This is a genomic window from Streptomyces sp. NPDC086554 (assembly GCF_040686095.1).
Lineage (GTDB): Bacteria > Actinomycetota > Actinomycetes > Streptomycetales > Streptomycetaceae > Streptomyces.
In genome coordinates this window covers 136,038-148,859 of the sequence record NZ_JBFBJK010000022.1, presented here as the reverse complement: position 1 = coordinate 148,859, position 12,822 = coordinate 136,038, and the positions used below count along the sequence as shown (strand labels likewise).

Here is a 12,822-nt window from a genome sequence, read left to right as displayed (position 1 = left end):
CGCCGGCCGGGGAGTCGCGGTGCGGGTCGGCAAGCGAGCGTGTTCCGGCGCTTCCTTGCCGTCGGCGCCTTTCTCTTCGTGGTGTGGTGGGTGCAGTTCGGGGCGGTGCACGGCTCTGCGGAGGGGGCGCACACCTCTCCGCCCGTCGCCACGGCGAGTCCTCGGCCCCAGGCCCAGGCCCCGCCGGCATCGGCAGCCACGCCGCCCGGGCGTCTGCCCTTCGACCGTGAGCTCGCACTCGGCGGGCACTTCACGGTCGTGCCAGGGCATCAGCCCCCGGCCCATGGGGGAAAACGGGGGCGCGGACTGCGTTACCGGGTGGACGTCGAGAACGGGCTGGCTGCCAAAGGGCTGGACGGCGGCTACGTTGCGTCGTTCGTCCACCGGACGCTGAACGACCCTCGGAGCTGGTCGCACGAGGACGGCGTGTCCTTCGAGCGGGTGTCCGGCGGACGTGTCGACTTCGTCGTCACTCTGGCGAGCCCCGGAACGGTCGACGCCTGGTGTGCCGGAGCAGGTCTTGACACGTCGGATCAGACGGTGTCCTGCGACGCCCACAACACCGAACGCGTGATGGTCAATGCGTACCGCTGGGCGCAGGGTTCGCCCACGTACGGAGACGACATGCTCGGCTACCGGCAGATGGTCGTGAACCACGAGGTCGGGCACCGTATCGGCCACGGCCACGAACTCTGCGCTGTCGACGGCGCGTCCGCTCCTGTGATGATGCAGCAGACCAAGACGCTCACCTCGGGTACGGCCACGTGCCGGCCCAATCCGTGGCCCCACCCCTGAGGGTCACTGCAGGAGCAGTCTGATCTCCCTGTCGAGATCGAAGTGAAGGTGCTCCGCGCCTCGCGGTACGAGGGCCGCCATCCGTCCGCACCATGCGTCCACCTCATGGACGCTTGCCGAGAGCAGGCATTCGCCTACGTCGGAGGCGAGGCTGAGGTACACCCTGTCCCCGGTGTACTGGCGCATGGGCCATATCCGTACATCGCCCTGCCCGGCGAAGTAGCGGCGGCCGTCCAGCAACAGGTCACGGGCGAATACCCAGGTGACCGGAGCCTTGCCGGCCAGGCGGAACGTCACGGTCATTTCGAAAGGGCGCAGGGCGCTGTAATGCAGCCGAGCCAGGACCAGCTTTCTTTCGCCTTCGCCCTGCAGCAGCATGAAAAGGCTGTTCTGTACGCTCAATTTCACGATGCCGATGTCTCCCGATGGCGATTCGTCGCCCGTGTAGGTGTGGATCCGAGCCGCGGAAAACGTTAGCCCCCCGGTGAATGAAGCCAGTGCGGCCGGGGCGAATGCTCATCCTTTTCCGGATTTCTGTAGACGTAAGTGAATCGATGCCGACCGCTTTCATATCGTTCGGCCGTCGACCGTATACGGCCGTGGGAATCCGGAAAGCCGAAAGGAAACCGCAGGAATGATGGAAAAACCGGTTCGCGGTCCGGAGATTCAAGGGGCGCACCGACCGCATGGCGGCCTCGATGGTCCCGGCGTGGACCAGACCCAAGTGCTCCCCGTGATCACCCCCGGCCGGGACACCCGCACCGCTTCCGCCGGATCCCGGGCGGCCGACCGTACGGCCTCGCTCCGGGCACCCCGCATGCCTCACCTGTGCGAGCGCGAGCGGCGGGCCGTGTCCGGGTGGGCGGGAGCCGTCATGGCGGTGTCGGCCACAGTCGGCGGCTTGGTACTGCTCTCGATCGCCGGCGTCCGCGTGCCGGGCCTGGGCGCGTTCGCGCTCGTGCGGCCGGACGCGGCCCCCGCCCCGGTCTTCTGGCTCGGCGCCGCCGTGTGCGCCCTCATCGCGGCGTTCGCGCTGTCGGGGCTGACGTGGGGGCGCGACGACACCGCTGCCGCTCTCAGCTGGCGTCACGGCTACCGGGGCACGGTTCGCCGGGCAGGTTTCCTCTGGGTTCCGCCGCTGCTGCGCCGCCATCCCGTCGATGTGCGGCTGCGGCACTGGCGCAGTGACGACATCCGGGCCGTGGACGGGCGTGGCATCGCGCTCAGCGCCGTGGTCCTGGTCGTCTGGCGCGTGCGGGACACGGCGCGTGCGGTCTTCGGTGTGGAGAACCACGAGGCGTATCTGGTGGCGGTCGTGGAGGCCGCCGTCTGCCGGATCCTGCCGTCGCTGCCCTGCGACGCGTTCGGCGAGAGCGGGCCGTCGCTGCGGGACGGCGAGTCGCTCGCGGACCGCCTCACGGCCGCCGTCGCCGCCGAGTGCCGTGCGGTCGGCATCGACGTCTATTCCGTACAGCCCTCGCACCTCGATTACGCGCCCGACATCGCGAGGGCAATGCGGCGGCAGCAGCTGTTCGCACTGGACGCGCAGTTGCGGGAGGCGGTCGTGGACAACGTGGTGGACACCGTCAGCGACACCGTCGACCGGCTGATCGAGCGGGACCTGGTGTCGCTCGACGAAGAGCAGCGGTCCGCGCTGGTCAGCGATCTGACCGTGGCTTTCTACGCGGCTCGCGGGTCGGCCCCTCTGCTGGCCATGGAGCCACCGCGCGTGCTGGGCGATGGCGAGCCTTCCTAGACCCTTCCCTCAGACACAGGCTCTTGGACCGCGGCCCCAGCACAGGCCGGGGATCCGGCGCTGGGGAGCCGCTTCACAGCCGGTCGTCGGTACCTTCGTTCGCCTATGGCGCTGTGATCGTCAACGATCGACCCGAGCTCTGCCCTGAGGATCAGCACAGTTGTTGATCACGATGGAGAGAGCCGATGGCCCCGATACCGCCGCCCGACTTTCGCGAACTGCCTGCGCGGCCCGACTGCACCTGCCCCGGCTGTGCGGTCGCGGCCGCCACCCCGTTGCCGAGAACCGCTGCCTCGCCGGTCTGTTCCCGTGCGACCCGGCTCGCCGCGGTGACGACGATGGCCGGCGCCGCTCTCACGGGCCTCGGCGCGGCTCCAGCCCACGCCACAGCCCCGACCCACGTCGCGACACAGGTCCATGCCAACCCCACCGTGGCCGCCGACTCCGTCGCCGCCCGCAATACCTCGACGCGTGCGGAAATCCTGGCCCGGGCGCAGGCATGGGTCGACGCCCGTGTTCCGTACAGCATGAACAGCTCGTACCAGGGCTACCGCACCGACTGCTCCGGCTTCGTGTCGATGGCCTGGGGGCTCGGCGCGAGCCACTGGACCGGTGACCTCCACACGTACGGCGTGCGCATCACGAAGGAGCAGTTGCAGCCCGGCGACATGCTGCTGTTCCACAACTCCGCCAATCCGACCCGCGGTTCCCACGTGGTCCTGTTCGCGGGATGGGCGAACCGCGCGCATACGCGGTACACGGTGATGGAGCAGGCCGGCGGCCGGGGCGCCGTGAAGCGGACCGCCCCCTACGCGTACTTCCGGAACTCCTCCTCGTACGTCCCCTACCGCCTGAAGGGCCTACGGGACGGCGGAAGCTCCGGGGGCGGCGGCTCGCACCACAAGCCGAGCGGCGCCTTCCCGGGTGCGGACCGCTTCGGACCCGGCGCGCGCAACGCCTACGTCACCAGGCTCGGCAGGATGCTGGTCGCCCGCGGTGGAGGACGGTTCTACCCGCAGGGTCCCGGTCCGCGGTGGACCGCGGCCGACCAGGCCGCCACCCGCGCCTTCCAGCGGGCGCAGGGATGGTCCGGCCCGGATGCCGACGGCATTCCCGGAGCACATACGTGGCGACTGCTCATCGACGGCGCGGGCCATGACATTGCTGGGCAGGAAAGCGCTGGGCACGCCGGGCATGCCCCTGACTTCCCCGGCACCCGGTACTTCGGCCCTGGGCGCAGCAACGCCCACGTGCAGCTCCTCGGGCAGCAGCTCGTACGCAAGGGGTACGGGCAGTCGTACCGCCACGGGCCGAGCCCGGCCTGGTCCGAGAGCGACCGGCGTGCGGTGGTGGCGTTCCAGCGGGCCCAGGGCTGGACGGGAGCGGACGCGGACGGTTACCCCGGCCCGGAGACCTGGCGGGTGCTCTTCCCCTGAAGCGGACTGCGTAAGATATGACCGAATTTCCGTTTCATCACCGCATTTCGGCGTGATGTGCCGCCTTCGGCGAAAGATCCATGTTGACCCCCCGCCCTTGCCAGGACGCCTTCGAGCGCTGGTACTTCGCGCTCCTGGCGCCCGTCGGACGGACACCGTGGACCCGCGCCGATCTGCTGATCGTCGTCGTCCTGGCCGCGGAGGCGCTGCAGAACGCGGTCACCCCCGCTCCCGGGCTGGCGCGCGGCTTCCCGCTGAGCACCGTGGCCGGCCTGGCGGTTGCCGTGGCCTGCCTGTGGCGGCGCCGGGCCCCCCTCGCGGTGGCCCTGCTGACCATGCCCGCCCTGATGCTCAGCGGCTGCCCGATTCCGGTCTTCGTCGTCCTCTACGGGCTGGCCAAGTACCAGCGTGGGCGCCGGCCGGTCGTGATCGGGCTCGGCTGTGTTGTGTACGGGACACTGCTGTTCCTGCTCCCCGGGCCACTGTCCCTGATGGACGACGTTCTCGTCTCGACCGTCTTCGTCGTCTTCCCCGTGCTGTTCGGCCTGGGCGCGGGGGCGTACGAGCGGAGCATGGCGGCCCTGCGCGAGGAGCGTGAGCGCCGGATCGCCCAGAGCAGGGTGGAGGAGCGGATCCGGCTGGCCCGGGAGATGCACGACATCCTGGGCCACCGCATCACGATCATGTCCATGCACGCGGGGGCGATCGAGCTGGCGCCCGGGGCGGAGCCCGAGGTCAGGCAACTGGCGCGGTCGGTCGGCGACACATCCCGGGCCGCCATGCGCGATCTGCGGCAGGTGCTCGGCGCACTGCGCGACGGCGATGAATCGGTCATCGTGGGCCGCTGTCCGACGGATCTCGACGAGCTGGTGGAGCAGGCCCGGGCCTCGGGCATCGACCTCGCGTTCGTTTCCGACGTTTCCGATGGTTCCGATGGTTCCGATGTTTCCGACGTGGCGGGTGCCATCCCTCCCGAGGTCGCGCTGACCGTGTACCGCACGGTCCAGGAGGCACTGACCAATGTGGTGAAGCACGCTCCGGGAGCGGCCGCCGAGGTACGGGTCGTGCGATTGGCCGGGGCGGGCGAGACAGGCGGAGCGGGTGAGGCGATAGAGGCCCGGATACGGAATGGCCGAGGGCGCCACACCCGTGCGGTCCCGCAATCGCCGACGGCCGCGCGAGGCGGCGGGTTCGGCGTGATCGGGCTGCGTGAACGGGTGGGGTTGCTCGGTGGCGAGTTCCACGCGGGCCCCACTCCGGACGGTGGCTGGGAGGTCGTGATGTCCGTCCCGCTGGGTGTCCCGGTTCCGGAGGGCTGTCGGCCCGGCCCTCGACGACCGCTGACCGGCCGTGGCTCACCTTCGTCGACCGTTTGTTCACCTTCGTCGACGGGCGCCGTGTCACCCTCCACATTCAAGACCTCGAAGGAGCAGCAACCACATGATCCGCGTGCTTGTGACGGATGACGAACCGCTCGTACGGTTCGGCCTGCGCATGCTGCTGAACACGGCGGATGACATCGATGTCATCGGTGAGGCGTGCGACGGCACCGCAGCGCTCGCCCGGGCGCGGGAGCTGGCACCCGACATCGTGCTCACCGACCTGCGGATGCCCGGGATGGACGGCATCACGGCCACCAGGCAACTGACGGCACTGCCGAACCCGCCGGCCGTGCTCGTGCTGACCACCTTCGACACCGGCGAAGGGGTCACCGAGGCCCTCCAGGCCGGCGCAGCGGGCTATCTGCTCAAGGACGCGCCGCCCGAACAGGTGCTGAGCGCGGTACGCCTGGTCGCGGCCGGCGGCACGGTGCTGGCCTCCGCTTCGGCCGCCCGCCTCCTGGAATCGTCCTCGCGCGCCGCCGGGGCGTCACGGATCCCGCCCGAACAGCGGCGTCGGCTGAGCATGCTGGGCGAGCAGCAGCGGGAGATCCTGGGGCACCTCGGCGGCGGCATGTCCAACGCCCAGATCGCCCGGCGCATGTATCTGACGGAGGGCACGGTCAAGGCGTACGTGTCGCGGCTGCTGACCACTCTCAAGGTCGAAAACCGGACCCAGGCCGCGATTCTGGCTCACCAGGGCGGACTTCTGGAGGAGGCGACGCAAGGCGGGTCCGTGAGCGGCTGAGGCGTCGCCCTCGGACGCCGGAAGGTACGTGGACCGCGTCCCGCGCCGGGTCGCCGAGGCTGTCGACCGGTGCGGGCATGCGTCAACGGATGCCGGCCTCGGCCAGGAGTGCGGTGAAGGCCGTCAGGTCGTACTTCACCGCGTCGGTGCGGACGACGACACCGTCCACGGCCACGGTCGGGGTGGTCGCGGCCCGCGACGCTGCGAAGGCCCGTTGGGAGTCGGCAGCCCACGAGTCGTGCACGCCGGAACGGAGCTTCGCCTCAAAACCCTTGGCCCGAAGCCCGGCGACCGCTTCGGCCACCCGCGTGAGGAACTCCGCCGTGCAGTCGGCGACGCCTCTGGCGGGCCCCGAAGCCATCAGCGCGGCACGGAACTCGGGGAACACGCCCAGGTCCAGGGCGGTCCGAAGTGCGGCTGCCGCGAGCGCGGAGCCCTTGTCACCACGCCGGTCGTCCAGGAACGAGGCGATCGTGTATCGGATCTTCACTGAGCCGTTGGCCGCCAGGGCGGCCAGCTTCGCGCCGGCGACCGCCTCGAAGCGGCGACAGTACGGGCAGCGCGGCTCCTCGTACACGTGCACCGTATGGGCCGCCGTGGGGTCGCCCACGGTGATCGTCACGCCGTCCCTCTCCAGCCGCGCGGGCAGCGTCCTGAGAACGCCCGTCGCCGACGCCGGGCTGTTCCATCCGTCTGCCGCGGGGCCCGGTCGCTGGTCCGCGCCGGCGCACGCCGTGGCGGTGAGGGCGAGTACCACGACCGTCGCCACCACGGAGAGGGCGGGAGACATACGGGAGACGGGGGATGACTCGTACAAGGAAAACTCGTTCCGCCGGTTCAAAAAGGAAAGCGGCCGGGACGTCTGATCCCCGTGGGACCACCCTGACCCGCACAGACGCCCCGGCCGCGATATATGCGGGGCCTGCCGGGACCCCGCACGTCCATGCTGCCCACTTTCACCGCAGAAGAAGTGAATCAGCCGGTCCGGTGTGGTGGGCGAAAGTGGACTACTTATCAGAGCTTTCAGTTCACCATCGGCGTGGATAGCGCGGCGATGCTCATCGGTGTTCCCACTGCTCAAGTGGAGAGTGCTGATTGATGGAGGAAATTGAAATGGGTAAGGAAACCCGCGCCCGGCGCGCCAAGCAGCTGTCCAAGTGGGCGGCCCTTCCGGTGGGTGTGCTCGCGTCCGGCGCGATGGTGTTCTCCGCCACGAACGCCACGATTCACGCGAATGCCTTCAACCACGACAACAAGATCGCGTCGGGTACGTGGTCGGGCTACAAGGTCACCACCAGCAAGCCCGGCAAGGCAGTCGTCAACATGGACAACATGGTCCGCGGCCAGAGCGGCGACGCCCGGGTCACCTACACCTTCGACCGCGACCCGGACTCCAGGGACAAGCTGGTCGGCAATGTGATCCTGAGCCAGTTCACCGCGAAGGACGCCAACGGCAAGCGCATCAAGGACCTTGCCAACTCTGAGCTGGCGAAGCATGTCAACCTCTCGTTCTCGGCCACCGGCTTGACGAAGCCGGTGACGCACACGGTCGCCGAGTGGTACAAGCTGAGGAAGCGGGACGGCTTCGGCCCCGCCCTGGTGAGCAGCCTGCCGGTGGACCACTCGGATACCAAGTCGCAGGTCCATGTCATGTGGTCGCTCTCGAAGGACGCCCCGCTCGACGCGCGCAACAGCTCGCTCGGCTTCTCCCTGGGTGGCGAGCTGGAGTCCACGAAGTAGTCCTGCGGTGAGAGACCGGCGCGGCACACGGGATCCGGCATGGGCCGGGTGCGTGGGCCGCGCCGGTTCCGTGAGAGATGACATGAAGAAGGTGTACGAGCGTGAGTGACCGTCAGCCCGAGGTGGCTGTCGAGGGGTCGGCCGAGAAGTCCGCCGGGGAGTCGGCCGAGAGCTGGCTGCAGGTATTGCGCGTGACCGGCTGCCGTGCCGTGGTGACCATGACGACCTCGCTGTTGTGCTTGCCGCTGCTGGCCCTGGCCTGGGGCTGGAACCCGTCGGTGGTGGTCTCCGGCTCCATGGAGCCCGCGCTCAGCAGGGGTGACGTGGTGATGGTGCGCGCGGTCGAGGCGACGGACGTGGGCGCCGGTGCTGTCATCGCGTTCACCGACCCGGCGCACGGTGACCGGATGACGACCCATCGGGCCATCGAGCGGCACAACGGGAACTCGTACGTGACCAAGGGCGACGCCAACCCCGACCCGGACGACGAGATCGTCACCCCCGATCGACTCAAGGGAGCGGTAGCAGCGGTCGCACCGCTGGCGGGAAGTGCGTGGCTGTGGTGGCAGGAGGGGCAATGGGGGTGGCTTGCCCTCACCGTGGCGCTCTGTGCGCTCGTGCTGCGGGGCTGTGTGGAGCGGCCAGTCGTTCTCGGCCAGGCCCGGCTCGGACGACAGGGCGCCTGAGCCTGGCGGTGTGGTCCGCGCGGGTTGGCAGCATCGGGCTGGAGGGGGGCTCAGGGCCGAGCCAGCCGGGGGAACACGGGGCGTCGTGTCGGTGACCCCAAGTCCGTGCGGGCAAGCAGGAGATCGTACTGCCCTCCTTCCTGCACGAGGACGTCCGCCGCCGCGACACGTTCAGTCGCCCCGCCATGGCGCGGTTGCCTGTCATGACCGCCACCATCCTTGCCGAGGACTCCCGTACCGACCAGGGCTGGGACTTCGGTACCTACCCGTACGCACTGGAGTCCCTGGTGCTGCCGTACCTCGGTTCCGGGTCCGTCAGCGGCAAGCGTGGCCCGAAGGACAGCGCCGAAGTCTTCATTCCACAGAGCGGACCGCGCTGATCTATCTGCACAAGATAAGCCCCGGGCCGCTGGCCTGGGGCTTATCTTTGGAGCGGGTGACGAGAATCGAACTCGCGCTCTGAGCTTGGGAATCTCCCTGCTCCGGGTCGACTGCTGCGCGGGCGGTGGCGGCGAACTCGCCGCGTACTACAGACGCAACGGGTTCACGTTCACGCGGACCGAGGGCTCACGCCGCCGTCGCCAGCTGCTCCCGCGGCACGAACTGCACATGCTGCCGGCCGCGCCGCAGATCCACCTTCAGGCGGAGGTTCGCCGCGCGTGCCAGCATCAGGCCGACGCCCACCGCCGCGAGCGCGCAGACCAGGCCGCCGACGGCCATGCTCAGGCGGACGCCGTACGCGTCGGCGAGCCAGCCGAAGAGCGGGCCGCCCAGCGGCGTACCGCCGGTGAAGACCATCATGAACAGCGACATGACGCGGCCGCGCATCTCGGGATCCGTGGCCATCTGGACCGAGGAGTTGGCGGTGACGTTCACCGTCAGACCGAGGATGCCGATCGGGATGATCAGCGCGACGAACATCCACAGGTCGGGCGCGAAGGCCGCCACCATCTGCAGGACACCGAAGGCGATCGCCGCCCCGGCAAGCAGTCGCAGGCGTGACGTGCCGCGGCGCGCCGCGAGCAGCGCGCCCGCCAGCGAACCGACTGCCATCAGGGTGTTGAAAAGCCCGTACATCCCCACGCCGCCGTGGAAGATGTCGTCCGCGAAGGCGCTCATCCAGATCGGGAAGTTGAACCCGAAGGTGCCGACGAAGCCGACGAGGACGATCGGCCAGATCAGTTCGGGGTGCTTCGAGACGTAGTTCAGGCCTTCTCGCAGCTGGCCCTTGCCGCGCGGCTTGCGCGGGGTGTGGTGCAGTTCGCTCGTACGCATCAGGAGCAAGCCGGTCAGCGGTGCGAGGAACGACAGGCCGTTGGCCAGGAACGCCCAGCCGGGGCCGACGGCCGCGGTGAGTCCGCTCGCCACGGCGGGGCCGACGAGCCGCGCCGACTGGAAGTTCGCCGAGTTGAGGGAGACCGCGTTGCGGACCTGGTCCGGGCCCACCATCTCGGAGACGAAGGACTGCCGGGTCGGGTTGTCGACGACCGTGACGAGGCCGGTGAAGAAGGCCGCCAGGTAGACGTGCCAGACCTGGACGTTGCCGCTGAGCGTGAGCACGGCGAGGAAGAGGCCGCTGAGGCTCATCGCACCCTGGGTGCAGAAGAGCAGCTTCCGCTTGGCGAACCGGTCGGCTATGACGCCGCCGTAGAGGCCGAAGAGCAGCATCGGCAGGAACTGCATGGCGGTGGTGATGCCCACGGCCGCGGACGATCCGGTGAGGCTCAGGACCAGCCAGTCCTGGGTGATGCGGGCCATCCAGGTACCGGTGTTGGAGACAACGGCGCCGGAGGCGAAAAGCCGGTAGTTGCGGATCTTCAGCGAGCTGAACATCGACGACTTACCGGCCGGGGTCTTGTCGAGGGCGGTTGGTGCGGGGGCGGAGTCTGCTCCGGATCCCGTACTCAAAGTGGGTTCGCCTCCTTGGCGTACGTGACAGGGTTTCCTGCCGGGTTACAGATGGGCGAGCTTCTCCAGGACCGGAGCGGCGGCACGCAGCCGCGCCCACTCGTCCTCGTCGAGGTGCTCCGCCAGACCGGCGAGCCAGACGTTCCGCTTGCGGCGGCTCTCTTCGAGCATGGCCTCGGCGGTCTCGGTCTGGGTCACCACCTTCTGGCGGCGGTCCTCGGGATGCGGCTCGAGCCGGACGAGACCCTTGGCTTCGAGTAGCGCCACGATGCGGGTCATCGACGGCGGCTGCACATGTTCCTTGCGGGCCAGCTCACCTGGGGTGGCGTGGCCGCAGCGGGCGAGGGTGCCGAGCACCGACATTTCGGTGGGGCTCAGCGATTCGTCGACCCGCTGGTGCTTGAGTCGACGGGACAGGCGCATCACGGCGGAGCGCAGTGAGTTCACGGCGGCGGCGTCGTCACCATGGGAGAGGTCCGGCATGTTCGTTAGAGTAACTCATTACTCTACCTAAAGACCACCCGGATTCCCGCGTCGGACTACACAGAACCCTTTCGTCACCCATATGAGTGAGGTGACTTCGGAAAGTGAGACGCGCGCGGCGGGGCGGCGGCGACCCTGTCACGCATGGGATCGACAGTGCTCAGCCTGCGGATGGACGGTGAGCTGCTCGACCGGCTCAAGCAGCACGCCGCCAAAAGAGGAATGAGCGTCCAGGACTATGTGGTCCGGACGCTCATCCGTGATGACTTCGACGAACGCTTTGCGACGTCCGTCGAGGAGACAGAGAAGTTCTACGGGGCCGCGTAAGAGCGACGCGCCCTACGTCAGCCCAAGCGCCGGCATCAGGTAGTAGAACCCGAACACCGCCGACACCACGTACATGGCGACCGGCACCTCCCGCCCACGGCCTGCGGCCAGCCTCAGCACGGTGAAGCTGATGAAGCCGATGCCGATGCCGTTCGTGATCGAGTAGGTGAACGGCATCATCACCATCGTCAGGAACGCCGGGATCGCGATGGTGAAGTCGCTCCAGTCGATCTGCCCGATGGAGCCGGACAGGATCAGGAAGCCGACCGCGAGCAGCGCGGGTGTGGCCGCCTGGGACGGCACCATCGTCGCGATGGGCGTGAGGAAGAGCGCGACCGTGAAGAGGCCACCGGTGACGATGTTGGCGAAGCCCGTGCGCGCGCCCTCGCCGACGCCCGCGGTGGACTCGACGAAGCAGGTGGTCGCCGATGAGGACGAGGCGCCGCCGGCCGCGACGGCGATGCCGTCGACGAACAGGATCTTGTTCATGCCGGGCACATTGCCCTTGGAGTCGGTCAGCTTGGCCTCGTCGCTGACGCCCATGATCGTGCCCATGGCGTCGAAGAACGTCGAGAGCAGCACGGTGAAGACGAAGAGGGTGCCGGTGAGCATGCCGACCTTGCCGAAGCCGCCGAACACGCTGATCTGACCGATGAGACCGAAGTCCGGGCTCGCGACCGGGTTGCCGGGCCACTTGGGTGTCGTCAGGCCCCAGGAGGGGACCGTCGCGACGGCGTTGATGATCATCGCGGTGATCGTCATGACGACGATGCTGATGAGGATCGCGCCGGGCACCTTGCGCACGAGCAGCGAGAGCGTGAGCAGCGCGCCGAGCACGAAGACGAGAACCGGCCAGCCGGTGAGGTGGCCGTCGCCGCCGAGCTGCAGCGGGACCGTGGTGTGCGCGGCGTCCGGGATGCGCGAGACGAAGCCGGAGTCGACGAGGCCGATCAGCATGATGAAGAGGCCGATGCCGATCGCGATGCCCTTGCGCAGGCCCAGCGGCACGGCGTTCATCACGCGCTCGCGCAGTCCTGTCGCAACGAGCAGCATCACGATGAAGCCCGCGATGACGACCATGCCCATCGCGTCGGGCCACGACATGCGGGGCGCGAGCTGGAGGGCGACGACGGTGTTCACGCCGAGACCGGCGGCGAGCGCGATCGGGACATTGCCGATGACACCCATGAGCAGCGTGGTGAAGGCGGCGACCAGGGCGGTCGCTGTGACCAGCTGGCCGTTGTCGAGCTGGTTCCCGTACATGTCCTTCGCGCTGCCCAGGATGATCGGGTTCAGCACGATGATGTAGGCCATCGCGAAGAAGGTGGCGAAGCCGCCGCGGACTTCCCTGGCCAGCGTGGAGCCCCGCTCCGTGATCTTGAAGTAGCCGTCGAGGCCGCCTTGCGGGAGCTTCGGCGGCTCATTGCTGGCGTCGACCGGGGCGGTGGCCGAGGAAGGCATGCGGGACCTCATGGGCTCTAGGAAGGGAAAGATCGTTAAGCGGCGACTTTAAGATCGAATTGTTTCTTCGTACGAAAGCAATCAGCCATTAACGAACCGTTTC

The 12,822-nt window shown here is 68.7% G+C and carries 14 protein-coding genes and 1 pseudogene; 10 read left to right on the top strand and 5 right to left on the bottom strand.

What is annotated here, in order from left to right:
- Nucleotides 1-39 precede the first annotated feature (39 nt).
- Nucleotides 40-795 (top strand): DUF3152 domain-containing protein, encoded by a 756-nt coding sequence (locus AB0O76_RS32010; protein ID WP_365498220.1) that lies wholly within the window; start codon nucleotides 40-42, stop codon nucleotides 793-795.
- A gap of 3 nt (nucleotides 796-798) precedes the next feature.
- On the opposite strand, the gene AB0O76_RS32005 is transcribed toward AB0O76_RS32010, so the two are convergent.
- Nucleotides 799-1,173, bottom strand: coding sequence for an SsgA family sporulation/cell division regulator (locus AB0O76_RS32005; RefSeq protein ID WP_365498329.1), 375 nt, complete (start codon nucleotides 1,171-1,173; stop codon nucleotides 799-801).
- Nucleotides 1,174-1,504: 331 nt separating this feature from the next.
- Between AB0O76_RS32005 and AB0O76_RS32000 the strand changes: the two genes are divergently transcribed.
- From AB0O76_RS32000 to AB0O76_RS31985, 4 genes are all read left to right on the top strand, one after another.
- Complete coding sequence (locus tag AB0O76_RS32000) at nucleotides 1,505-2,551, top strand: SPFH domain-containing protein (RefSeq protein WP_365498217.1); 1,047 nt, start codon at nucleotides 1,505-1,507, stop codon at nucleotides 2,549-2,551.
- Nucleotides 2,552-2,736: 185 nt separating this feature from the next.
- On the top strand, nucleotides 2,737-3,987 hold the full coding sequence (locus tag AB0O76_RS31995; RefSeq protein ID WP_365498214.1) for a peptidoglycan-binding protein: 1,251 nt from the start codon (nucleotides 2,737-2,739) through the stop codon (nucleotides 3,985-3,987).
- A gap of 80 nt (nucleotides 3,988-4,067) precedes the next feature.
- Entirely contained in the window at nucleotides 4,068-5,453 is a 1,386-nt protein-coding gene (locus AB0O76_RS31990) for a histidine kinase (protein WP_365498211.1), read from the top strand.
- Nucleotides 5,428-6,114, top strand: a complete 687-nt coding sequence (locus AB0O76_RS31985) for a response regulator transcription factor (protein ID WP_365498208.1) — start codon at nucleotides 5,428-5,430, stop codon at nucleotides 6,112-6,114. The genes AB0O76_RS31990 and AB0O76_RS31985 overlap by 26 nt, the downstream gene beginning before the upstream one ends.
- Nucleotides 6,115-6,196: 82 nt before the next feature.
- Here the strand turns inward: AB0O76_RS31985 and AB0O76_RS31980 are convergent, their stop codons facing one another.
- Nucleotides 6,197-6,904, bottom strand: a complete 708-nt coding sequence (locus AB0O76_RS31980) for a thioredoxin domain-containing protein (RefSeq protein ID WP_365498206.1) — start codon at nucleotides 6,902-6,904, stop codon at nucleotides 6,197-6,199.
- 323 nt (nucleotides 6,905-7,227) lie between these two features.
- Between AB0O76_RS31980 and AB0O76_RS31975 the strand changes: the two genes are divergently transcribed.
- From AB0O76_RS31975 to AB0O76_RS31960, 4 genes and pseudogenes are all read left to right on the top strand, one after another.
- A complete protein-coding gene (locus tag AB0O76_RS31975; protein WP_365498203.1) occupies nucleotides 7,228-7,854 on the top strand; it encodes a hypothetical protein in 627 nt (208 codons plus the stop codon).
- Between the two features lie 101 nt (nucleotides 7,855-7,955).
- Nucleotides 7,956-8,540, top strand: a complete 585-nt coding sequence (locus AB0O76_RS31970; protein WP_365498200.1) for a signal peptidase I — start codon at nucleotides 7,956-7,958, stop codon at nucleotides 8,538-8,540.
- A gap of 203 nt (nucleotides 8,541-8,743) precedes the next feature.
- Complete coding sequence (locus AB0O76_RS31965) at nucleotides 8,744-8,920, top strand: hypothetical protein (RefSeq protein WP_365498198.1); 177 nt, start codon at nucleotides 8,744-8,746, stop codon at nucleotides 8,918-8,920.
- A gap of 88 nt (nucleotides 8,921-9,008) precedes the next feature.
- Nucleotides 9,009-9,095: pseudogene (locus tag AB0O76_RS31960) on the top strand (GNAT family N-acetyltransferase); the annotation flags it as partial.
- Nucleotides 9,096-9,107: 12 nt separating this feature from the next.
- Here the strand turns inward: AB0O76_RS31960 and AB0O76_RS31955 are convergent.
- Both AB0O76_RS31955 and AB0O76_RS31950 read right to left on the bottom strand, forming a co-directional pair.
- The gene (locus tag AB0O76_RS31955; protein ID WP_365498195.1) at nucleotides 9,108-10,448 is read right to left on the bottom strand and encodes an MFS transporter; all 1,341 of its coding nucleotides are present in this window, start codon (nucleotides 10,446-10,448) and stop codon (nucleotides 9,108-9,110) included.
- 45 nt (nucleotides 10,449-10,493) lie between these two features.
- Nucleotides 10,494-10,931 (bottom strand): MarR family transcriptional regulator, encoded by a 438-nt coding sequence (locus AB0O76_RS31950; RefSeq protein ID WP_365498192.1) that lies wholly within the window; start codon nucleotides 10,929-10,931, stop codon nucleotides 10,494-10,496.
- Between the two features lie 144 nt (nucleotides 10,932-11,075).
- Between AB0O76_RS31950 and AB0O76_RS31945 the strand changes: the two genes are divergently transcribed.
- Nucleotides 11,076-11,258, top strand: a complete 183-nt coding sequence (locus AB0O76_RS31945; RefSeq protein ID WP_365498189.1) for a ribbon-helix-helix protein, CopG family — start codon at nucleotides 11,076-11,078, stop codon at nucleotides 11,256-11,258.
- Nucleotides 11,259-11,270: 12 nt separating this feature from the next.
- On the opposite strand, the gene AB0O76_RS31940 is transcribed toward AB0O76_RS31945, so the two are convergent.
- Entirely contained in the window at nucleotides 11,271-12,719 is a 1,449-nt protein-coding gene (locus AB0O76_RS31940; RefSeq protein WP_365498186.1) for an NCS2 family permease, read from the bottom strand.
- Between the last annotated feature and the right edge of the window lie 103 nt (nucleotides 12,720-12,822).